The organism is Pseudomonas nitroreducens TX1, assembly GCF_000313755.1.
In the GTDB taxonomy this organism is placed as follows: Bacteria; Pseudomonadota; Gammaproteobacteria; order Pseudomonadales; family Pseudomonadaceae; genus Pseudomonas; species Pseudomonas nitroreducens_A.
The window spans coordinates 318,584-340,669 of the sequence record NZ_AMZB01000136.1; the positions used below are offsets into that span (position 1 = coordinate 318,584).

General features: G+C 67.0%; 19 protein-coding genes and 1 riboswitch. Of the genes, 10 read left to right on the plus strand and 9 right to left on the minus strand.

Going from position 1 to position 22,086, the window contains the following annotated elements:
• Positions 1–114: 114 nt before the first annotated feature.
• Entirely contained in the window at positions 115–1,212 is a 1,098-nt protein-coding gene (locus tag C167_RS0129180) for a 3-deoxy-7-phosphoheptulonate synthase (RefSeq protein WP_017521872.1), read from the minus strand.
• A gap of 300 nt (positions 1,213–1,512) precedes the next feature.
• On the minus strand, positions 1,513–1,647 hold the full coding sequence (locus C167_RS35335) for a hypothetical protein (RefSeq protein WP_017521873.1): 135 nt from the start codon (positions 1,645–1,647) through the stop codon (positions 1,513–1,515).
• A 143-nt stretch (positions 1,648–1,790) separates the two neighbouring features.
• Here C167_RS35335 and C167_RS0129190 point away from each other — a divergent pair, with 143 nt between their 5' ends.
• Both C167_RS0129190 and C167_RS0129195 read left to right on the plus strand, forming a co-directional pair.
• Positions 1,791–2,798 carry an ATP-binding protein gene (locus C167_RS0129190; protein WP_017521874.1) on the plus strand — a complete coding sequence of 336 codons (1,008 nt, stop codon included), beginning with the start codon at positions 1,791–1,793 and terminating at the stop codon, positions 2,796–2,798.
• Complete coding sequence (locus tag C167_RS0129195) at positions 2,723–3,469, plus strand: vWA domain-containing protein (RefSeq protein ID WP_081596739.1); 747 nt, start codon at positions 2,723–2,725, stop codon at positions 3,467–3,469. Before C167_RS0129190 ends, C167_RS0129195 begins: the two co-directional genes overlap by 76 nt.
• Before the next feature lie 6 nt (positions 3,470–3,475).
• On the opposite strand, the gene C167_RS0129200 is transcribed toward C167_RS0129195, so the two are convergent.
• The 4 genes from C167_RS0129200 to cbiE form a co-directional block, all read right to left on the minus strand.
• Positions 3,476–4,099, minus strand: a complete 624-nt coding sequence (locus C167_RS0129200) for a glutathione S-transferase family protein (RefSeq protein ID WP_017521876.1) — start codon at positions 4,097–4,099, stop codon at positions 3,476–3,478.
• 240 nt (positions 4,100–4,339) lie between these two features.
• The gene (locus C167_RS0129205; RefSeq protein ID WP_017521877.1) at positions 4,340–5,065 is read right to left on the minus strand and encodes a cobalt-precorrin-6A reductase; all 726 of its coding nucleotides are present in this window, start codon (positions 5,063–5,065) and stop codon (positions 4,340–4,342) included.
• The gene (locus C167_RS0129210; protein WP_026079354.1) at positions 5,062–6,159 is read right to left on the minus strand and encodes a cobalt-precorrin-5B (C(1))-methyltransferase; all 1,098 of its coding nucleotides are present in this window, start codon (positions 6,157–6,159) and stop codon (positions 5,062–5,064) included. The genes C167_RS0129205 and C167_RS0129210 overlap by 4 nt, the downstream gene beginning before the upstream one ends.
• Positions 6,160–6,161: 2 nt before the next feature.
• Positions 6,162–7,373: a precorrin-6y C5,15-methyltransferase (decarboxylating) subunit CbiE gene (cbiE, locus tag C167_RS0129215; RefSeq protein ID WP_017521879.1), complete on the minus strand. Its 1,212-nt coding sequence runs from the start codon at positions 7,371–7,373 to the stop codon at positions 6,162–6,164.
• Positions 7,374–7,474: 101 nt separating this feature from the next.
• Positions 7,475–7,682: riboswitch (cobalamin riboswitch) on the plus strand.
• A 77-nt stretch (positions 7,683–7,759) separates the two neighbouring features.
• Between cbiE and cobG the strand changes: the two genes are divergently transcribed.
• The 7 genes from cobG (at position 7,760) to C167_RS0129250 (ending at position 16,555) form a co-directional block, all read left to right on the plus strand.
• Positions 7,760–9,121, plus strand: a complete 1,362-nt coding sequence (cobG, locus tag C167_RS0129220; RefSeq protein ID WP_200860184.1) for a precorrin-3B synthase — start codon at positions 7,760–7,762, stop codon at positions 9,119–9,121.
• Complete coding sequence (locus C167_RS0129225; protein WP_017521881.1) at positions 9,114–9,740, plus strand: precorrin-8X methylmutase; 627 nt, start codon at positions 9,114–9,116, stop codon at positions 9,738–9,740. The genes cobG and C167_RS0129225 overlap by 8 nt, the downstream gene beginning before the upstream one ends.
• On the plus strand, positions 9,737–10,480 hold the full coding sequence (locus C167_RS0129230; RefSeq protein WP_085988876.1) for a precorrin-2 C(20)-methyltransferase: 744 nt from the start codon (positions 9,737–9,739) through the stop codon (positions 10,478–10,480). The genes C167_RS0129225 and C167_RS0129230 overlap by 4 nt, the downstream gene beginning before the upstream one ends.
• Positions 10,480–12,129 (plus strand): precorrin-3B C(17)-methyltransferase, encoded by a 1,650-nt coding sequence (gene cobJ, locus C167_RS0129235; protein ID WP_017521883.1) that lies wholly within the window; start codon positions 10,480–10,482, stop codon positions 12,127–12,129. Before C167_RS0129230 ends, cobJ begins: the two co-directional genes overlap by 1 nt.
• Positions 12,130–12,317: 188 nt before the next feature.
• Positions 12,318–12,815, plus strand: coding sequence for a sigma-70 family RNA polymerase sigma factor (locus C167_RS0129240; RefSeq protein ID WP_017521884.1), 498 nt, complete (start codon positions 12,318–12,320; stop codon positions 12,813–12,815).
• Entirely contained in the window at positions 12,812–13,786 is a 975-nt protein-coding gene (locus tag C167_RS0129245; RefSeq protein WP_026079355.1) for a FecR domain-containing protein, read from the plus strand. Before C167_RS0129240 ends, C167_RS0129245 begins: the two co-directional genes overlap by 4 nt.
• Positions 13,787–14,110: 324 nt before the next feature.
• Entirely contained in the window at positions 14,111–16,555 is a 2,445-nt protein-coding gene (locus C167_RS0129250; RefSeq protein ID WP_017521886.1) for a TonB-dependent siderophore receptor, read from the plus strand.
• A 159-nt stretch (positions 16,556–16,714) separates the two neighbouring features.
• On the opposite strand, the gene C167_RS0129255 is transcribed toward C167_RS0129250, so the two are convergent.
• From C167_RS0129255 to C167_RS0129265, 3 genes are all read right to left on the minus strand, one after another.
• Entirely contained in the window at positions 16,715–16,903 is a 189-nt protein-coding gene (locus C167_RS0129255; protein WP_017521887.1) for a hypothetical protein, read from the minus strand.
• 174 nt (positions 16,904–17,077) lie between these two features.
• On the minus strand, positions 17,078–17,575 hold the full coding sequence (gene ssb / locus C167_RS0129260) for a single-stranded DNA-binding protein (protein WP_017521888.1): 498 nt from the start codon (positions 17,573–17,575) through the stop codon (positions 17,078–17,080).
• 9 nt (positions 17,576–17,584) lie between these two features.
• Complete coding sequence (locus tag C167_RS0129265; protein ID WP_017521889.1) at positions 17,585–18,982, minus strand: MFS transporter; 1,398 nt, start codon at positions 18,980–18,982, stop codon at positions 17,585–17,587.
• 213 nt (positions 18,983–19,195) lie between these two features.
• Here C167_RS0129265 and uvrA point away from each other — a divergent pair, with 213 nt between their 5' ends.
• Positions 19,196–22,030 carry an excinuclease ABC subunit UvrA gene (gene uvrA / locus C167_RS0129270; RefSeq protein WP_017521890.1) on the plus strand — a complete coding sequence of 945 codons (2,835 nt, stop codon included), beginning with the start codon at positions 19,196–19,198 and terminating at the stop codon, positions 22,028–22,030.
• The last annotated feature ends 56 nt before the right edge of the window (positions 22,031–22,086 follow it).

A 22,086-nucleotide genomic window follows, 5' to 3' on the forward strand; every position in this document is an offset into this window, starting at 1 on the left:
CAGCGGAAGCTTGCCCTCTCCCTAACCCTCTCCCTTTAGGGAGAGGGTTAGGGAGAGGGAAGCCCCGCCGAGCACGGACCCGCAGAAGAAGACAATTGCTCCTACAGAAAAGCCTCAACCGCGACGCAGCCGCTCCGCCGCGTTCAGCAGCAGCGCCTCGGTGCCGCTCCAGCCCAGGCAGCCGTCGGTGATCGATACACCGTAGCGCAGTTCGCCGGACAACGGCTGGCAGCCATCGAACAGGTGACTCTCCAGCATCACGCCGCGCAGCGAAGCGTCACCGGCCAGGCGCTGGTCGAGCACGCTGTCCAGTACCGCCGGCTGGCGCAGCGGGTCCTTGCCGCTGTTGGCGTGGCTGCAATCGACCATGATGCTCGCCTCGAGGCCGAGCTTCTCCAGCCCCTGGCGAATCTGCTGCACGCTGGCCGCATCGAAGTTCGGGCCGGCGTGACCACCGCGCAGCACCAGATGGGTGTCCGGGTTGCCCTGGGTCTGCACCAGCGACGGGCGGCCCTGCGCATCGATGCCGAAGTGCTGGTGCGGGTGAGCCGCGGAGCGCATGGCATCGGTGGCGATGCCAATGCTGCCGTCGGTGCCGTTCTTGAAGCCCACCGGCAGGTCCAGGCCGCTGACCATCTCGCGGTGCACCTGGGATTCGCTGGTGCGCGCGCCGATGGCGGCCCAGCCCAGCAGGTCGTCGAAGTAGCCGGCCACCAGCGGTTGCAGCAGTTCGGTGGCGATCGGCAGGCCGCGTTCGAGCATGCCCAGCATCAGTCGGCGCGACAGTTCAAGGCCGCCGGCCATGTCGCCGGTGCCGTCCAGCTGCGGGTCGTAGACCAGGCCTTTCCAGCCAATCGTAGTGCGCGGTTTTTCGACGTAGGCGCGCATCACCAGCAGCAGCTGGTCGCTCACCTGCGGCGCCAGTTCGGCGAGGCGGTCGGCGTATTCGAGGGCGGAAACGGGGTCGTGCAGCGAGCAGGGACCGATCACCACCAGCAGGCGCGGATCGCGGCCATCGAGCACGGCGCGGATCGCCTCGCGGCCTTCACGCACGCGGTGGGCCATGGCGGCGGAGAGCGGCTGGCGCTGGCGCAGTTCGGCGGGGCTCGGCAGCGGTTGTTCGCGGCGGCGAGCGGAGGGCAGCGGCAGGTCGAGGACTTCGGCGGTAGCTGCGTGTTCTTGGCGGATCAGGGAGGAGGTGGAGGCGTTCATCTGACTGGCATCCTTGGCCGGCGCGGTGGTCGTTCCGCGCTCGGCGCTCTATCTAAGTGTTCGTGGCAAGGCTCTTTGGGTGGCACGCAGCGCGCTGCTAAATCGCCAGTCGGAGTTGCGGTAATAACGGTAATCAGTGGTGTAGGCGTTCATGTGTCGATCCTCTGTCTGAGCGTTTTCGCTCGTTTCGATGCGGTGGGCCTTGTGGGCCGGAAAACAAAAACCCCGGTCGGGTTGCCGACCGGGGTTTTGGGAAACTGTCTGGTTGGCGACCCTGCTTGCTAGGGCGCCTGTGGGGTATCAGGCGCGCCTTTGGCTAAACCAATACCCATAGAAGAAATAGCCGGCAGCAGCGACCAGGACCTGCGCGCGAGCAACCACGGAGCCAATGGCACCGAGGCGGGCGAGGGACTGGATGGACAGGCTGGACGGCATGATGTTCTCCGTGGAAGTGGAGCCAAGTTACTGCATCGCGACGTGCCGATCAATGACTTGGCTCTATCGTTCTGATGGACATTGGTCGCACCTCCTACGCTCGGTTCGCTACCATGCACGGACGAAATCCGCAGGAAATCCCCATGAGCGCCCTTCCCCATTTCCCACTGGCAGCCGTCGTCGGCGCCGATGAGCTGAAGCTGGCCCTGTGCCTGGTGGCCATCGACCCGGCCATTGGCGGTGTGCTGATCGAAGGGCCGCGCGGCATGGCCAAGTCCACCCTGGCGCGCGGCGTCGCCGACCTGCTGGACGGCGGGCGCTTCGTCACCCTGCCGCTGGGCGCCAGCGAGGAACGCATCGTCGGCACCCTCGACCTGGATGCCGCGCTGGGCGAAGGCCGCGCGCAGTTCTCCCCCGGCGTGCTGGCCCATGCCCACGGCGGCGTGCTCTATGTGGATGAAGTGAACCTGCTGCCCGACCACCTCGTCGACCTGCTGCTCGACGTGGCCGCCAGCGGCATCAACCTGATCGAACGCGACGGCCTGTCCCACAGCCACCCGGCGCGTTTCGTGCTGATCGGCACCATGAACCCCGAGGAGGGCGAACTGCGCCCGCAGCTGCTGGACCGCTTCGGTCTCAAGGTGCAGCTGCAAGGCACGCCGGCACCCACCGAGCGCGCCGAGATCGTCCGTCGCCGCCTGGCCTTCGATGCCGACCCGCAGGCGTTCCTGAATCAGTGGCAAGTTGCGCAGCAGGCGCTGCAACAACGCTGTGTCGATGCGCGCCAACAGCTGGCGGTGATTGCGCTGGATGACGCTGCGCTGAACGAGATCGCCGAGCGCTGCCATGCCGCCGGCGTCGATGGCCTGCGTGCCGATCTGGTCTGGCTGCGCGCCGCCCGTGCGCATGCCGCCTGGCGCGGTGCCAATGCCATCGAGGCGCAGGACATCGATGCGGTGGAACACTTCGCCCTCGCCCATCGCCGTCGCCACGCGCCGTCACAATCGGCAACGCCTCCGCAGTCATCCTCCAGCCAACCCCAAGCGCCGTCCAACGCCTCCAACGGCGAAGGCCAATGGGGCGAGCTGCCCGCGCAGAGCATTGCCATGGGCGAACGCCGGCAACTGACGGGCTGGCCAAAAAAGCCCTGAGCATCCGCCCGCGCCCGGCCCCAGGCGCGGATGCCACCCCCCGACCCGGCCAGCTCGCCGGCGGCCGCAGCGGCGCCCGCCAACAGGGCGCGCTCGGCCGCATCGACTGGCCCGCCACCCTGCGCAATGGCCGCCCACAACGCCGCACGGATCTCGTGCTGCGCGCCCGCAGCCGCAAGCCCGGCGAGCTCTGGCTGGTGATAGTCGACGCCTCCGCCAGCACCCGTCGCCACGGCGCCCTCGCGCAGGCCAAGGGTCTGCTCGCTGACACCTTCGAACAGGCCTACCGCCAACGCGCACGCCTCGCCGTGCTGCACGCCACCGGCGCACAAGCGCGCTGGTTGTGGCAAGGGCAGAAAGCATCCGGTCAATTGCAGGAGTGGCTGGAGCAACTGGGAGCCGGCGGCGGCACTCCGCTGGTCGAGGCAATCGAGCAAGCCCGCGAATGGCTGGACCGGCGCCAGCGCCAGAATCCGGGCGAACACCAGCGCCTGCTGGTGCTGACCGACGGCCGCCTGCGTGACTGGCCGGCGCTGCAGCCACTGAACTGCCCGACAGTGCTGGTGGATATCGAGGGTGGCGTGGTCAGGCTTGGCCGCGCACAAAAACTGGCCGGCGAGCTGGGCGCGGAGTACCGGCGGATCGCTGAGATTTCCGCGCCCTATCGCTAGGAACCCTCAGGGCTCCCCATTGCGCCCGTGCAGCAGGAACCCGGGCCGCTCGCTCAGGCGCTCGTAATAAGCCGCCACGGCCGGCAACTCCGGACGCTGCATGGGTGTCAGGTACCAGCGGTTCACCGACAGTCCGATGACGACATCGGCGAGGCTGAAGCAAGCCCCGGTGACGAACGCGCCGGTGTGGGCCAGCTGTCGATCCAGCAGGGCCATGCAGTGGTTCCATTGCGCCTCGCTCAGGGCGATGGCGGACTCGTCGGTGTGGCTTGGGCTGTTGCGCACCCTGGCCGTGAACACGTAACGCCAGGCGCTGTTCAGCTCGGTGGCCTGCCAGCCCATCCATTGCTCCACCAGCGCGCGCCCGCGGGGTGAGGTGGGCAGCAGTTCGTCGAGTGGGTACTGGGTGGCGAGATAGCCACAGATGGCATTGGATTCCCAGAGCACGAAGTCGCCGTCGATGAGGACCGGCACCATGGCGTTGGGGTTGAGGGCGATGAATTCCGCCGAAGCGGTTGAGCGGAAGCCCGTGCCCCAGTCTTCCCGCTCGTAGAGCAGGTTCAGCTCGGCGCAGGTCCAGAGCACCTTGCGCACGTTGATCGATGAAGCACGGCCGAGGATTCGCAGCATGGTGTCACTCCCTGTGAAAACCGGGGCCCAGCATAGAGACTGGCGGGGCGCCGGAGAAGCATCGTGACGACGTTCGTAGGGGCGAGCTTGCTCGCGAAGCACTACGAGGCTGTGAACACCGCGTAGCCGGGTCGTTCAATGGAACCGCCGGAGCGGTGCGATTGCAGAGGGAACAACCCGCGGCGACGCAATCGCTCACATCTGCAGGCAACACGGGGGCGCGCGCGAGCAAGCGCACTCCTACGAAAGGCAGCGCTTGAGCTCCGACCAGAGCGACTCCACGCTGTCGAACTCCCGATCCACCGTGGGCAACGCCGGCCGCGCCACGATCAGCACCGGCACACCGCGCTCGCGGGCGACCTGCAACTTCGGCTCGGTGGCCTGGCTGCCGCTGTTCTTGCTCACCAGCACGTCGGTGCCCAGGCCAGTGAACAGCTCGCGCTCGCCTTCCAGGGTGAACGGCCCGCGCGCGCCGAGCACGTCTGCACGGGCGGTGCCGGGCAGGCTTTGCAGGCAGCGCACGGTCCAGTGCTGGTGGGTGGGAATCTCGCCCAGGTGCTCCAGCGGCTCGCGACCCAGAGTGAACAGCGGGCGGTGAAACGCCTTCAGTGCCTCGATCAGCGCCCCCCAATCGGCGACCTGCCGCCAATCGTCGCCCTCGCCCGCCTGCCAGCCGGGGCGGCGCAGCGCCCAGCACGGCACGTTGGCCAGTTGCGCGGCGCGGGCGGCGTTGGCGCTGATCTGCGCGGCGTAGGGATGGGTCGCGTCGAGCAATAGGTCGAAACCGCGCTCGCGGATGAAGCCGGCAAGACCTTCTGCGCCGCCGTAACCACCCACGCGCACCTCGCAGGCCAGATCGTCCGGCACCTTGCCCAGGCCGGCGAGGCTGTAGAGATGCTGCGTCCCCAGGCGCCGCGCGATGGCCAGCGCTTCGCCGATACCGCCCAGTAGCAGGACTCGTTTCATCGAACCTCCAGCGCTTCGCCCACCAGGTTGCCCTGGCGGTCGATGGCGAAGACTTCCAGTTGTACTTCGGCGGGCACGATGCGCCGGGCGAAGGCCAGTGCGCGGGCGCAGACGGCGTCACCGAGAGCGATGCCCTCGGCGCGGCAGAGCGCCAGCGCCTGCTGGCTGGTGTTGGCGTCGCGCATGCGTTGCTGCAGGTCCACCGAGGCCCCGATGGCCGCCGCCCACTCGGCGAGCTGCGGCAGGTCGATGCTGGAGTGACGGCTGTGCAGGTCCATGTGCCCGGCCGCGAGCTTGCTGATCTTGCCGAAACCGCCGCAGAGGCTGAAACGCTCCACCGGCACCTTGCGCAGGTGCTTGAGCGCTGCACCGGCGAAGTCGCCCATCTCGATCAGCGCGGTGTCGTCGAAACCGTAGCGACGGCGCATGGCCTCCTCGCTGGCGTTGCCGGTGCAGGCGGCGAGATGGCGGAAACCGTTGGCGCGGGCGACGTCGATGCCCTGCTGGATCGACGCGATATAAGCCGAGCAGGAGAACGGCCGGACGATGCCGGTAGTGCCGAGGATCGACAGGCCGCCAAGAATGCCCAGCCGCGGGTTCATGGTCTTGAGCGCCAGCTCGGCACCGCCCTCGACATGGATGGTGACGTCGAAGCCACCGACATAGCCGCACTCGGCCGCCAGCGACGCGAGGTTGCTCCGCATCATCTGCCGTGGAACGGGGTTGATTGCCGGCTCGCCCACCGCGAGCACCAGCCCTGGCTTGGTGACGGTGCCGACGCCTTCTCCAGCGAAAAAGCGCACGCCCGGCTCATCGCTCAAGGCGACGCGCGCGAAGACCAGCGCACCGTGGGTCACGTCCGGATCGTCGCCGGCATCCTTCAGCGTACCGGCTTCGGCACCGCCAGCGGTGAGTCGGCAGAACTCCAGGCGCAGGGTCGCGCTGCGCTCTTTGGGCAGGCTGATCTGCGCGGCGTCCAGCGCTTCACCGGTGAGCAGCAGGCGCGCCGCCGCCAGGCTGGTGGCGGTGGCGCAACTGCCGGTGGTGTAACCGCTGCGCAGCGGGCGGGGTTCTTCGGGCGTCTCGTCACGCATGGTCATTCGGCCAGGGGCTTGCGCACTTCCAGCAAGGTGATCGGCAACGCCGCGCGCCAGGTATCGAAACCACCGAGCGGCTGGGCCTGGGACACAGCCAGGCGGGTCAGCTCGCCGCCGATGCGCGCGCGCCAGCTCAGCAGCATGGACTCGCTCTGCAGGGTGACGGCGTTGGCGACCAGCCGGCCACCGGGCTTGAGTTGTTCCCAGCACTGTTCGAAGACACCGGGCAGGGTTACACCACCGCCGATGAAGATCGCGTCGGGGCGCTCCAGCCCCTGCAAGGCTTCCGGCGCGGCGCCGCAGACCAGTTGCAGCGCCGGCACGCCGAGGCTGTCGCGGTTGAAACGGATATGCTCCTGACGCCCTTCGTTGGCTTCGATAGCCAGCGTTCGGCAGCTCGGATGCGCGCGCATCCATTCGATGCCGATGGAGCCGCAACCCGCACCGACGTCCCACAGCAGCTCGCCGGGTTTGGGCGCCAGCCGCGCCAGGGTCACGGCGCGCACGTCGCGCTTGGTCAGTTGACCGTCATGGCGGTAGGCCTCGTCCGGCAGGCCGATGGTCAAGGGCAGACGAACCGCGGCTGAGGCGGCTACGCATTGCACCGCAACGATATTCAGCGCAGCGGTCTCGCCCTGCGACCAGTCGCTCGCCAGCCCGTCAATACGTCGCTCCGCCTCTCCGCCCAGGTACTCGAGCACGCTCAGACGACTCGCGCCAAAACCTCGTTCGCGCAGCAGCGTGGCAATAGCCGCCGGGCTGCCGCCGTCATTGCTGAAGATCAGCAGCTTTGCTGCATCGTGGATTTGCGCGTTGAGCGCGGCCAATGGGCGTGCCACCAGCGACAGCAGTGTGCAGTCCTGCAACGGCCAGCCCATTCGTGCCGCGGCGAGAGAGGCGGAGGAAGGCGCGCAAAGCACGAGCATTTCCTCGGATGGAATCTGGCGGGCAAGGCTCGCGCCGACACCGAACAGCATCGGGTCTCCGCTGGCCAGCACGCAGGTCGGTTCGCCACGCCGGCGCAGTACCGGTTCCAGGCTGAACGGGCTCGGCCAGGCCCGGCGACGGGCGCCCAGGCAAGGCGGCAGCAACTCCAGCTGGCGTGGCGCGCCGATCACTTCGCTGGCGGCGAGCAGGGCGCGGCGGGCGGCCTTGCCGAGGCCGGCATAGCCGTCCTCGCCGATGCCGACGATGGTCAGCCAGGGCGTCATGACATGTCCTCATGGGTGCGACGTTCGATCCGACGGGCAGGCTTTTCCTGCCTTCGGGCAAAGCAGGCATAATACCCGCTTCGTCGGTGCTCGTAGGACGCTTCACCTTTTGCGGTGAGGTTTCTCAGAGCCGAAGAGGGAACACGGTTAAGCCGTGGCTGCCCCCGCAACTGTAAGCAGCGAGTCCGCGCAATGCGGCGACACGAGAACGAGGTTCCGTGCCGCCGGCCAGGCCACTGGGCAACCGGGAAGGCCGCGCTGGATGAGGACCTGCCAGCCAGGAGACCTGCCGACGAAACCAGTCGCGCGTGCAGACATCGAGCGGGGTGTATCGGTGTCGTGAAGTCCCCTTCGGGGGATTCGCAGGTCACCGCGACCCAGCCCTGGTGACCGCCGTGCAAGACCCTTCAGCCCTGCCCGTCCGCCCGCATGCCTGCCCCGGCCTGCTGCGCATCGTGGCCTCACGCGATGGCGGCATTTGCCGCATCAAGCTGCCCCGTGGACAACTCGACGCCAAGGCCGCGCGCGCCATCGCCCTGGCTGCCGAACGACATGCCGACGGCGTGCTGGAAGCAACCAACCGCGCCAACCTGCAGATTCGAGGCGTGCATGCCGGCGCCGAAAATGCGCTGAGCCTTGAATTGTTGGCCGCCGGCCTCGGCCCGCGTGAACTGGCGGCGGACGATGTGCGCAACCTGCTGGTCAGCCCTGCACTGGGCCTGGGCATGGGCATGGGCGGAGCTTTCGACGCGAGCCCGCTGGCCGCCCAACTGCTCGACCTGCTGGAGCGCACCCCGCGTTTCCATGGCCTGTCACCCAAGTTCGGCGTCCAGCTGGACGGGGGCGAAGCACTGGCGATGCTGGAGCACCCCAACGATGTCTGGTTGTCGGCAATGTCCGACGACCCGGCGCCGCTGTTCGCCTTCGGCCTGGCCGGGTGTCCGCCACAACGCGAGACCGACCGCCCCGCCCTCGCCGCCGTGTCCGCCGGGCAGGTATCGCTACTGGTGGAAACCCTGCTGCACCTGTTCCTCGATCTCGCCGGCGACGGCCCGACGCGCATGCGCCAGCTGCGCGAAATGCTCGGCGACGACGTGCTGCTGGAGCGACTGCAACAACGCCTGCCCTTCCAGCTGCAACTCGGACCGGTTGTGGATAACTGGCGACGTCCCGCACCGCAGGCTTTCGGCCATCTTGGGATTCATCCCCAGCGCCAGCCGGAACGTGCCATGGTCGGAGCAGGATTCGTCCTCGGACGTCTGGACAGCACCACGCTGTTCGGCCTCGCCGATCTCGCCGAGCGCTTCAGCGGCGGACAGCTGCGTCTGACGCCCTGGCAAAGTCTGATCCTGCCCAACCTGGCGCAGACCGACGCCGCGGTCGTACTCGGCGCGCTGGCCAATCTCGGACTGGTGATCGACGCCGCGCAGCCGCTGTCGCGCCTGATCGCGTGCAGCGGCTCCAGCGGGTGCGCACGCGGGCTGGCCGACACCAAGGCCGACGCCCTTCGCCTGGCCGAGCGCCTACGCCACGCGCCCCCGGCCGGCGTGCACCTGTGCGGTTGCCCGCGCTCCTGCGCCGCCGCCCACATCGCCCCCTACACCCTGCTGGCCGTCGCCGACGGCCGCTATGACCTGTTCCGTCGCGCCGTTGGCGTGGCCGGCTTCGGCCAGCCGCTGGCGCGCAACCTTTCCCTCGAGGCCGCCGGCAACCTGCTGGCCGCCCCCGGAGCCCCCACCGATGCTTGATTACATTCGCGACGGCCAGGCGATCTACCGCCAGTCCTTCGCCACCATTCGCGCCGAAGCCGACCTGTCCGCCATCCCCGCGGACCTCGAGAAACTTGTCGTGCGGGTGATCCACGCTTGCGGCATGGTCGATGTGGTGCAGGACCTGCGCTTCTCCGAAGGTGCCGGTGCCATCGGCCGTGCAGCCCTGGCCAACGGCGCACCGATCCTCTGCGATGCGCGGATGGTCGCCGAGGGCATCACCCGCGCGCGCCTGCCGGCCCACAACGAGGTGATCTGCACGCTCAACGATCCGGACGTTCCGGAGCTCGCCCGCGAGCTGGGCAACACCCGCTCGGCGGTGGCGCTGGAGCACTGGCGCGAGCACCTGGAAGGCAGCGTGGTGGTGATCGGCAACGCGCCGACCGCCCTCTTCTACCTGCTGGAAATGCTCGATGCGGGCGCGCCGAAACCGGCGCTGATCCTCGGCTTTCCGGTGGGCTTCGTCGGCGCCATGGAGTCCAAGGACGCCCTCGCCGCCGACAGCCGTGGCGTGCCCTATGTGATCGTGCGCGGTCGCCGCGGCGGCAGCGCGATGGCCGCCGCCGCGGTGAACGCCCTGGCCACGGAGGTGGAATGATGGCGGGCCGTCTCATCGGCCTGGGCGTCGGCCCGGGCGACCCGGAACTGCTGACCCTCAAGGCCCTGCGCCTGCTGCGCGCGTCCCCGGTGATCGGCTACTTCGTGGCCAAGGCCAAGCACCATGCCGGCCAGGGCGGCAATGCCTTCGCCATCATCGAGGAGCACCTGCTCGCCGAGCAGCAGCGCCTGCCGCTGGTCTACCCCGTAACCACCGAGAAACTGGAGCCGCCGCTGACCTACGAGGGCGTGATCAGCGACTTCTACGACACCGCCGCCGCAGAGGTCGCCGCGCACCTGGACGCCGGCCGCGACGTGGCGGTGATCTGCGAGGGCGACCCGTTCTTCTACGGCTCCTACATGTACCTGCATGACCGTCTTTCGGACCGGTATGACACCGAAGTCGTGCCCGGCGTCTGCTCCATGCTCGGCAGCGCGGCGGTGCTCGGTGTGCCGCTGGTGTACCGCAACCAGAGCCTGTCGGTGCTGTCCGGCGTGCTGCCTGAAGAGGAGCTCAAGCGCCGCCTGGCCGACGCCGATGCGGCGGTGGTGATGAAGCTGGGGCGCAACTTCGACAAGGTCCGCCGCGTGCTGCGCGAACTGGGCCGCGATGGCGGCGCCCACTACGTCGAGCGAGCGACCATGCGCGAGCAGCGCATCGTCGCGCTGGACGATGTGGACCCGATGGCTTCGCCCTACTTCTCGATGATCGTCATCCCCGGCCAGCGGTGGAACGGCTGATGCGCGCTGCCATCGTCATTCTTGGCCAGGGCGCGCTGGCCACCGCGCGACGCCTGCAGGACGTTTATCCACAGGCACGCGTATTGGGTCTGAAAGACCGCGTCGAAGGCGCCGATGAGTCCTACTCAAACTTCGGCGATATCCTGCGCCAGCTCTACCGCGACGACACCTCGATCATCGCCCTGTGCGCCGCCGGCATCGTCATCCGCACCCTCGCCCCCCTGCTCAGCGAGAAGGGCGCAGAGCCACCGGTGCTTGCCGTGGCCGAAGACGGCAGCGCCGTGGTGCCGCTGCTCGGCGGGCTGGGTGGGGTGAACCGCATGGCCCGCGAGATCGCCGCCGCGCTGGACGTGGCGCCCGCCATCACCACCAGCGGCGAATTGCGCTTCGGCGCCTGCCTGCTGGACCCGCCGCCGGGCTATGCGCTGGCTGACATCGAACAGGGCAAGCGCTTCGTCTCCGACCTGCTGGGCGGCGACACCCTGCGCATCGAAGGCGACGCGCCCTGGCTGGACGAGTTGGACCTGCCGCTGGCCGACGATGCCGCGCACACCCTGCGAATCGATGCCCGCGCCGAAGGCATCGCGCAGAACGAGCTGCGCATCCATCCGCGTATCGTCCTCGCCCACGTCACGCTGGTTGACTCGCAGTTGCCCGAGCGCATCCGCCAGGGCCTGGCGCAGGCCGGGCTGGCCGAGGCGTCGCTGGCCGCCGTGGTCGCGCCACGCTGCCGCATGGCCGATCCGGCACTGGCCATAGCTGCCGCAGAGCTGAATGTTCCGCTGCGCTTTGTCGAGCAGGACGCGACGTTGCCGCCGGAAGTGCTGCACGGCGATTCCTTCCATTTACACCGCGCCGCCACCCCGCTAGAGGCCCAGCGCATCGGTCAGCCGCGCGGACGACTCAGTGTCATCGGCCTGGGCCCCGGCGCCAGCGACTTCATGATCCCGGCAGTGCGCCGCGCGCTGGACGAAGCCCAGGACCTGCTCGGCTACGAAACCTACGTGAAGATGGCCGAGCCGCTGCGTGACGACCAGGTGCGCCACTGCACCGACAATCGCGAGGAGATGCAGCGCGCCCGCCACGCCTTCGAACTGGCCGCCAGCGGCCGGCGCGTGGTGGTGATTTCCTCCGGTGACCCCGGTGTGTTCGCCATGGCCGCTGCGGTGATGGAGGCCCTGCACGAAAGCAGCGATCCACACTGGCATGGCGTGGAGCTGGAGGTACTGCCGGGTGTGTCCGCTGCGCTGGCCGCCGCGGCCAAGGCCGGAGCACCGCTGGGACACGACTTCTGCCTGATTTCCCTGTCAGACAACCTCAAGCCCTGGGAAACCATCGAGTCGCGCCTGGACCATGCCGGCGCCGCCGACCTGGCCATGGCCTTCTACAACCCGATCTCCAAGGCGCGGCCATGGCAATTGGGCCGGGCACTGGAAATCGTCCGTCGCCACCGCACACCGGAAACGCTGGTGGTGCTCGGCCGCGACATCGGTCGCCCGGCGGAGGCGCTGCGGGTCGTCACCCTGGGCGAACTGCTACCGGAGATGGTGGACATGCGCACCCTGGTGATCATCGGCTCGTCCCTGACCCGGCGCTTCCCCCGCGCCGGTGGCGGCGATTGGGTGTATACGCCGCGCTGGTACCGCTGAAGGCCGGCATGGCCGCTTTTCGTAGGAGCGAGCTTGCTCGCGAACGTTCCGGCACCGCAGCTACCGGGGAAATCTGTTCGCGAGCAAGCTCGCTCCTACAACAACACCGATCCGGCGAGCACGCTTGCAAATGACCAATGGCTTATTGAAAATGCGATAAATTATCATTTGCAGCGTTTCGCTCGCCCATGTCATCCACTTTCGATGTCCACGCGCTCTACAGTGACCATCACGGCTGGCTGCACAACTGGCTTCGCGGCCGGCTGGGCAACGCCGCCGATGCCGCCGATCTGGCCCAGGACACCTTCCTGCGCGTATTGCTCAGGCCGGAGCGCGTCGAACTGCATACCCCCCGCGCCTTCCTGCGTACCGTCGCCCGCGGCCTGGTCATCGATCACTGGCGACGCCAGGAACTGGAGCGCGCCTACCTCGACGCCATCGCCCATCTGCCGGAAGCGCAGGTACCCTCAGCGGAAGACCGGCACAACATCCTGCAACTGCTGGAAAACATCGCCCGCCTGCTCGACGGCCTCAAGCCGAAGGTGCGCAGCGCCTTCCTGCTGGCGCAGTGCGAAGGCATGCCCCACGCGAGAATCGCAGAGGAACTGGGCGTCTCGGTACGCTCGGTGGAGCGCTACATCGCCGAGGCGCTGTTCCACTGCTACCAGCTGCGGTACGCCGAGTGAGCAGCGCCAGCGCAACGCCCGATCCACGAGTGGTGAAACAGGCCATCCAGTGGACCCTGCGCCTGAATGGCAGTGCCGACCCCGAACTGCTCAGCGCCTGCGAGCACTGGCGCCAGGCCAGCCCGGAGCACGAAACCGCCTGGCTGCGGGTGCAAGCGCTGAACAGCGAACTGGCCAGCGGTTACCAGGCTGTGCCCGGCGCCCGCGTGGCACTGGAGACGCTGGAGAACACCAGCCAGCGCCTGCAACGGCGCCAGGCGCTCAAGCTGCTCTCGACCTTTGCCATCGGCGCCTCCGCGCTATGGCTGGCCCGCGATGTCGCGCCCTGGCAGCGCTGGCTGGCCGACTACAGCACGGCCACCGGCGAACGCCAGCGCTTCACCCTGGCAGATGGCAGCCTGCTGCAACTCAATACAGACAGTGCGGTGAACGTGCGCTTCGATCCGCACCAGCGCCTGCTGGTACTGGAGCGCGGCGAGATTCTGGTCAGCACCGCGAAGGACGCCGCACGACCGTTGCGCGTGCGCAATCGCAATGGGCTGTTCGAAGCGCTGGGCACCCGCTTCATGCTGCGTCAGGACGAGCACTCCACGCGCCTGAGCGTCGAGGAAGGTTCCGTGGCCATCGCCCCGCGCGTGCGCGGCCAGACCACCGCCATCGCCGAGGCCGGGCAGACCTACGAGATCAACGGCGACAGCGCGCTGCTGGCCGAGCAGAGCAATATGGACAGCGCCGCCTGGGTCGACGGACTGATCGTTACCCGCGACATGCGCCTGGCCGATTTCCTCGCCGAGATCGGCCGCTATCGCCATGGCCATCTGCAGTGCGACGAGAGCGTGGCCGACCTGCGGCTCTCCGGCGTGTTCCGCCTGGACGATACCAATCAGCTACTGGCCCTGCTGCCGCAGACCCTGCCAGTGCGGATAGAGAAGCGCACGGACTGGTGGGTGACGGTGAGCGCGCGGGGCTGAGCTGGAGGACTGGCGCGACCACAGGCCCCCTCTCCCAACCCTCTCCCTGAAGGGAGAGGGCGCTATCCGTGCAAACGGAGGGCTCTACGCTCGGCGGTTAGCGAGGTGTTCCGTTTCGCTCCGACCAGTCCCCTCGCCCTTCGGAGCGGGGCGAGTAGCCAGGGTTAGGGAGAGGGGACTCTTGCCGGACACACACCAGGCCTCCGGCGACATCGTCAGGAGATAATACTCTTTCGCAATCGAGAATTATTTTTGTCGGGTTTCGCCACCTCGGCCGGCAAGGAGGAATAACCCGATCATTTCCCCGCTAACGGAAGCCCCAGCATGCCAGCCGCCCACCTCCCGATGCCCTCCCCCGCTCTGCCTCGCACCAGCCGGCTGGCCCATGCCGTGCGCGGTGCCCTGCTCTGTGCAAGCCTGGGCGCCAGCCTGCCGCTGACCGCCGTCGCTGCGGACGCCAGCGCCATCACCAGCAGCCGCGCCTATGCCATTCCGGCCGGTCCGCTGGGTGAGGTGCTGAACGCTTTCGCCCGCGAAGCGCGAATCACCCTGTCGGCTACCCCCGAGCAGACCCGCGGCCTGAACTCGGCCGGGCTGAACGGCACCTACTCGGTGGACCAGGGCCTGGGCCGCCTGCTGGTGGATACCCCACTGGAAGCCGTCGACCAGGGCGACGGCAACTACGTACTGCGCGCGGCCGCACAGAGCGACGTGCTGGCCATGCCGTCCAGCGACGTGTTCGCCCTGGGCAACGCGCTGGGCGAGGAAGACGGCTACCTGGCGACCCACAGCCAGATCGCCACCAAGACCTCCAAGTCTCTGCTGGAAACCAGCCAGAGCGTCTCGGTGATCACCCGCGAGCAGATCGACGACACCGCCTCCAAGACCGTGCAGCAAGCCATGCGCTACACCCCCGGCATCTTCACCGGCCAGGTCGGCGCCTCGAACCGCTACGACTATGTGGTAATGCGCGGCTTCGCCGACAACAGCGTGGACAACATCTACCTCGATGGCCTGAAGGCCATGGGCGACAGTGGCACCTTCAGTTCGATGCAAATCGACCCGTACTTCCTCGAGCGTATCGATGTGCTCAAGGGTCCGTCCTCGGTGCTCTACGGCCGCAGCCTGCCGGGCGGGCTGGTGGCGCTGACCAGCAAGAAGCCGTTGTATGAGGACTACCACCAGATCACCGGCACCGTCGGCAACATGGGCCAGAAGGAAATGGGCTTCGACTTCAGCGGCCCGCTGGATGAGGAGAAGCGCATCGCCTACCGCCTGGTCGGCCTGGGCAAGGGTTCGGATACCCAGTTCGACCACGTCAAGGAAGAGCGCTACGCCATCGCCCCGACCCTGGCCATCGACTTCACCGACGACACCACGCTGACCCTGCAGGGCTACCTGCAGCACGACCCGAACGGCGGCTACCACGGCGGCGTGCCGGCGGACGGCGCGCTGTTCCACCACAACGGCCGGAAGATCTCCCGCGAGTTTTTCGACGGCGAACCGAACCAGGACGACTTCGACCGCACCCAGCGCATGTTCGGCTACCAGCTGGAGCACCGTTTCGACGAGGTGTGGAGCGCGCGGCAGAACTTCCGCTACCTCGACTCCGACGTCGACCTCTCGCAGGTCTATGCCTATGGCTGGACCGCGCCGAATGAGAACACCCTGAACCGCTACTACTCAGGCGCCAGCGAGCACCTGCAGGCTTACATCATCGATAACATGGCCCAGGCCGAGTTCAACACTGGCGCGGCCCAGCACACCCTGTTGATGGGCCTGGACTACCAGAAGCGTCGCACCGCCGTGGATTGGCGCTCAGGCTCCGCGGCGCCACTGGATGCCTTCGACCCGCACTACGGCAACGACGCCATCAGCTACTACCCGGACGATAACCACACCCGTCGCCTGGAACAGACCGGCGTCTACCTGCAGGACCTGATCGACATCGACCACTGGCGCTTTTCCCTGGGCATGCGCGAGGACTGGGTGACGGTCGAGGACAAGAACCGCAGCACCGGCAGCAAGGCCGACGACGACTGGAAGAAATTCACCGGGCGCATCGGTGCGCTGTATCTGTTCGACAACGGCATCGCGCCGTACATCAGCTACTCCGAGTCGTTCAACCCCAACGCCTACTCCGACCAGTCCGGCACGCCGCTCGAGCCGACCGAGGGCAAGCAGTGGGAAGCCGGCCTGAAGTTCCAGCCCGAGGGCAGCCGCAGCCTGTACACCGCGTCGGTCTTCCACATCACCCAGGAGAACGTCGCCTCGAAGGAGCCGCAGGACAACTTCTACACCTCCGTGGGGGAAGTGCGCTCCCAGGGCTTCGAACTGGAGGCCCACACCCAGGTCACCGACAACCTCAAGGTGCTCGGCAGCTACACCTACACCGACATCACCTACGCCAAGTCACTGGACGGCAACCAGGGCCATACCCCGAACCAGGCACCCAAGCACATGGCCTCGCTGTGGGCCGACTACGGCTTCAACGCCGGTCCGCTGGACGGCCTCTCCCTCGGCGGCGGTGCCCGCTACGTCGGCGAGACCTGGGCGGACAAGGAAAACACCCTGCGCGTGCCGGACTACACCCTGGTGGATGCGCGCATCGGCTACGACCTGTCCCGCGTCGGCCTGAAGGGCCTGGATGTCAGCCTCAACGCCAACAACCTGCTGGACAGGGACTACGTGGCCTCCTGCTACAGCCTGGACTTCTGCTACTTCGGCGAGAAGCGCAACGTCACCGCGACGGTGAACTACCAGTTCTGATTGCATGCCACCCAGGTCGCCGGGCGGCATTCTTGTAGGAGCGAACCTTGCCCGCGAGATCCTGCCCGAATCAGCAGGGTCGCAGGTTTCGCGGATATGATCCGCTCCTACAGAAAAAAGAGCCCCGTGTCGCGGCCGTCGGCCCGGGGCCTTCATACCTTAGAACTCTGCCGCCTGGCGGTAACGCGCTTCCAGCTCCAGCGAAACCCGGTAGGCCTGCGCCTCGCCTTCGGTGTGGAAGATGCCGACCAATTGCCCCTCCTGGTACACATCCCAGCAACGCCCGCCATGGGCGCGGAACTCGCGGGATTTATGGTCATCGTCACGCTCGGTCACTGTAATGCTCATGTCTTTCTTCTCCGGTTTTGCCGTACATCAAGGCAGCTCCAGAATCATTCAGTTAGCTAGCTAATTAAATGCCTGATTTCGAGAAAGACCCTTGCAAGGATTCGCCAAAACGAGCGTCCCAGAAACGCAAAAGCGCAGCTCGAAGGCTGCGCTCTTGGTGACGAACCGTTCGGCTCAGAACGGGATGTCGTCGTCGAAGCTGTCGTAGTCCGGAGCCGGTTGCGGCGCAGGCTGGGACTGCTGCTGAGGCGCAGGACGCTGGGCCTGCTGCGGACGCTGCTGCGGCTCGCGGGGAGCGCGCGGAGCGTCGTCACCACCGGCGCCGGGACGGCCGCCCAGCAGTTGCATGTTGCCGTTGATGTCGACGACGATTTCGGTGGTGTACTTGTCCTGGCCGTCCTGACCCTGCCACTTGCGGGTACGCAGGCTGCCTTCGACATAGATCTGCGAACCCTTGCGCACGTACTCGGCGACGATTTCCGCCAGGCGACCGAAGAACACCACGCGGTGCCACTCGGTACGCTCCTGCTGCTGGCCGGTCTGCTTGTCCTTCCAGCTCTCGCTGGTGGCGAGGGTGACGTTGGTCACCGCGTTGCCGTTGGGCATGTAGCGGGTTTCCGGATCGCCACCGACGTTACCGACCAGAATGACTTTGTTAACCCCACGGGCCATGACGCTCTCCTAAAGGCTTCGGCACGTCGCCTGCTCGGCGCCGGCGAGGCGCTCGAGGGACGTGCGATCAACTTGTTGGGAATCCACTTTGACATAAGCGGCCGCTTCTTCAGCGACCACCATCACATCGCTCACACCGGGCAATGCCTTGAAACGCTCAGCCAACGAAGCATCGCGCAGCGCCTCATCGGACAGAGGCAGGCGAATACTCGTTACATAAGGCGGTTCACGCATGGTAACAGCAATCGCCAGCCAGATGGCAGCCAGCACGGCGCAGCCGATGAATACCCCGTCAAGCCCGCCGTGCTGGAACATCCAGCCGCCCAGGATGCCGCCCACGGCGGCGCCGAGGAACTGGCTGGTGGAGTAAACGCCCATTGCCGTGCCCTTGCCGCCGGCAGGCGAGACCTTGCTTACCAGCGAAGGCAGCGAAGCCTCCAGCAGGTTGAAAGCGGTGAAGTAGACGATGATGCCGAACACCAGTTCCTTGAGGCTGTTGCCGAATTCCCAGAAGAACAGTTCGCAGAGCATCAGGGTCGCCACGGCGCCGGCCAGCACGCGTTTCATCTGGCGCTTCTTCTCGGCGTAGATGATGAACGGCACCATGCCGAAAAAGCCCACCAGCAGTGCGGTCAGGTAGACCCACCAGTGCTCTTCCTTGGGCAGCCCGGCGCGCTCCACCAGCGCCAGCGGCAGCGCGACGAAGCTGGCCATGAGGATGGCGTGCAGGACCAGGATGCCGGCGTCCAGGCGCAGCAGCTCGCCGTTCTTCAGGGTCGGCAGCAGAGACTGCTTGGCCACGCTGGACTCGCGGTGCTGCATGCGGTGGTCCGGCGTTGGGACGAAAAACAGGATGATCAGCATGCCCACCAGGGCCATCCCGGCAGTGAACCAGAACAGCCCGTGCAGGCCGAACCAGTGGGTCAGCACGGGGCCGGCGACCATCGCCACGGCGAAGGATACGCCGATGCTCATGCCGATCATCGCCATGGCCTTGGTGCGGTGCTGCTCGCGGGTAAGGTCGGACAGCATCGCCATTACCGCCGCGGAGATCGCCCCGGCGCCTTGCAGGACGCGGCCGGCGATGATGCCCCAGATGGAATCGGCGTTGGCCGCCAGCGCAGCGCCGGCGGCGAACACCAGCAAGCCGACGACAATGATCGGCCGGCGGCCGATGCGGTCGGACAGGGTGCCCAGGGGAATCTGCAGGATGGCCTGGGTCAGGCCGTAGGCGCCGATGGCCAGGCCGATCAGCGCCGGGGTGGCGCCGGCCAGGTCCTGACCGTAGGTGGCGAGCACCGGCAGCACCATGAACATGCCGAGCATGCGAAACGCGAAGACCAGCGACAGGCCGGCGGCTGCGCGGGTTTCGGTGCCACTCATGCGCTCTGTGTGGGAATCGTGCATAGGCCCCTCATGGAAAGACGAAAAACGGGGATGCGCTGAATTGCCCCCGTGACGTCGCGTCATCCGGGCCTTGCAGAGCCGGTTGTCGCCAACGCCGAAAAATAGCCGCGCATTCTAGCAGTCCTGCGGTCCAACGACACGTACGCGCCACTTTGCCGCGTGCCGACCCCGCCCCGTATACTCATCTGTTTTCGCCCGCCAAGCGAGGCCGTAGTGGACAAGATCCTCATCCGTGGGGCACGCACCCACAACCTGAAGAACATCGACCTGACCCTGCCGCGCGACAAGCTGATCGTGATCACCGGCCTGTCCGGTTCCGGCAAGTCTTCCCTGGCCTTCGACACGCTCTATGCCGAGGGCCAGCGTCGCTACGTGGAATCCCTGTCGGCCTATGCCCGGCAGTTCCTCTCGATGATGGAAAAGCCCGACGTCGACACCATCGAAGGTCTGTCGCCGGCGATTTCCATCGAGCAGAAATCCACGTCCCACAACCCACGCTCCACCGTGGGCACCATCACCGAGATCTACGACTACCTGCGCCTGCTCTATGCGCGCGTGGGTATTCCGCGCTGTCCGGACCACGACATCCCGCTGGAGGCGCAGACCGTCAGCCAGATGGTCGACCAGGTGCTGGCGCTGCCCGAGGGCCGCAAGCTGATGCTGCTGGCCCCGGTGATCCGCGAGCGCAAGGGCGAGCACCTGGCGGTGTTCGACGAGATGCGTGCCCAGGGCTTCGTCCGCGCCCGCGTCGACGGCAAGCTCTACGAACTGGATGAAGTGCCCAAGCTGGACAAGAAGCTCAAGCACTCCATCGATATCGTGGTGGATCGCTTCAAGGTGCGCGGCGACTTGCAGCAGCGCCTGGCGGAGTCCTTCGAAACGGCGATCAACCTGGCCGACGGCATTGCCCTGGTCGCACCGATGGACGATGAAGAAGGCGAAGAAATGATCTTCTCCGCCCGCTTCGCCTGCCCGATCTGCGGCCACTCCATCAGCGAGCTGGAGCCCAAGCTGTTCTCCTTCAACAACCCGGCCGGCGCCTGCCCGACCTGCGACGGCCTGGGCGTGAAGCAGTTCTTCGACGCGCGACGCGTGGTCAACGGCGAACTGACCCTGGCCGAAGGTGCCATCCGTGGCTGGGATCGACGCAACGTCTACTACTTCCAGATGCTCGGCTCGCTGGCCGGGCATTTCGGCTTCAGCCTGGAAGAGCCCTTCGGCAATCTCGACCCGGATCACCAGAAGTTCATCCTCCACGGGTCGGGCCGCGAGAACGTCGAGTTCCGCTACCTCAACGACCGCGGCGATATCGTCAAGCGCGCGCACCCCTTCGAGGGCATCCTGCCGAACCTGGAGCGCCGCTACCGCGAGACCGAATCGGCCACCGTGCGCGAGGAACTGGCCAAGTTCCTCAGCACCCAGCCGTGCCCGGATTGCCATGGCACCCGCCTGCGTCGCGAGGCGCGCCACGTATGGGTCGGCGACAAGACCCTGCCGGCGATCACCGCGATGCCCGTGGGCACCGCCTGCGAGTATGCCGAGAGCCTGAGCCTGACCGGCCGCCGTGGCGAGATTGCCTCGAAGATCCTCAAGGAGATCCGTGAGCGCCTGCAGTTCCTGGTCAACGTCGGCCTCGACTACCTGACCCTGGACCGCAGCGCCGACACCCTGTCAGGCGGCGAAGCCCAGCGTATTCGCCTGGCCAGCCAGATCGGCGCCGGCCTGGTAGGCGTCATGTACATCCTCGACGAACCCTCCATCGGCCTGCACCAACGCGATAACGAGCGCCTGCTCGGCACCCTCACCCACCTGCGCAACCTGGGCAATACGGTGATCGTGGTCGAGCATGACGAGGACGCCATCCGTCTCGCCGACTACGTCGTGGACATCGGCCCCGGCGCCGGCGTGCATGGCGGGCAGATCGTCGCCGAGGGCACGCCGCAACAGGTCATGGACCATCCTGATTCGGTCACCGGCGCCTACCTGTCCGGCCGTACCAAGATCGTCGTGCCCGCCGAGCGCACCCCGCGCAACAAGAAGCAATTGCTGAAGCTCAAGGGCGCGCGCGGCAATAACCTGCAGAACGTCAACCTGGAAATCCCGGTCGGCCTGTTCACCTGCATCACCGGCGTCTCGGGTTCAGGCAAGTCGACGCTGATCAACAACACCCTGTTCCCGATCACCGCCACCGCGCTGAACGGTGCCACCACGCTGGAAGTTGCGCCTTACGACTCGTTCGACGGCCTGCAGCATCTGGACAAGGTGGTGGACATCGACCAGAGCCCGATCGGCCGCACGCCGCGTTCCAACCCGGCGACCTACACCGGGCTGTTCACGCCGATCCGCGAGCTGTTCGCCGGCGTGCCGGAAGCCCGCTCGCGCGGCTACGGGCCGGGGCGTTTCTCGTTCAACGTGAAAGGCGGCCGCTGCGAGGCCTGCCAGGGCGACGGCGTGATCAAGGTGGAAATGCACTTCCTGCCGGACATCTACGTCCCCTGCGACGTCTGCAAGGGCAAGCGCTACAACCGCGAGACGCTGGAGGTCCGCTACAAGGGCAAGAGCATCACCGAGGTGCTGGACATGACCATCGAAGACGCTCGCGCGTTCTTCGACGCCGTGCCGGCCATCGCCCGCAAGTTGCAAACGCTGATGGACGTTGGCCTGTCGTACATCAAGCTGGGCCAGAGCGCGACCACACTATCCGGCGGCGAGGCACAGCGGGTGAAGCTGTCCCGCGAACTGTCCAAGCGCGATACCGGCAAGACGCTGTACATCCTCGACGAACCAACCACCGGCCTGCACTTCGCGGATATCCAGCAACTGCTCGACGTACTCCATCGCCTGCGCGACCACGGCAATACCGTGGTGGTGATCGAGCATAACCTGGACGTGATCAAGACCGCCGACTGGCTGGTCGACCTCGGCCCGGAGGGCGGTTCCAAGGGTGGCCAGATCATCGCCACCGGGACGCCGGAGCAGGTCGCGGAGCTGGCGGTGTCGCACACAGGGCACTTCCTCAAGCCGCTGCTGGAGCGCGATCGAGCCTGATCCGCACCGGCATGAAAAAGCCCCTGCCGCCGAACGGCGCAGGGGCTTTTTATTGT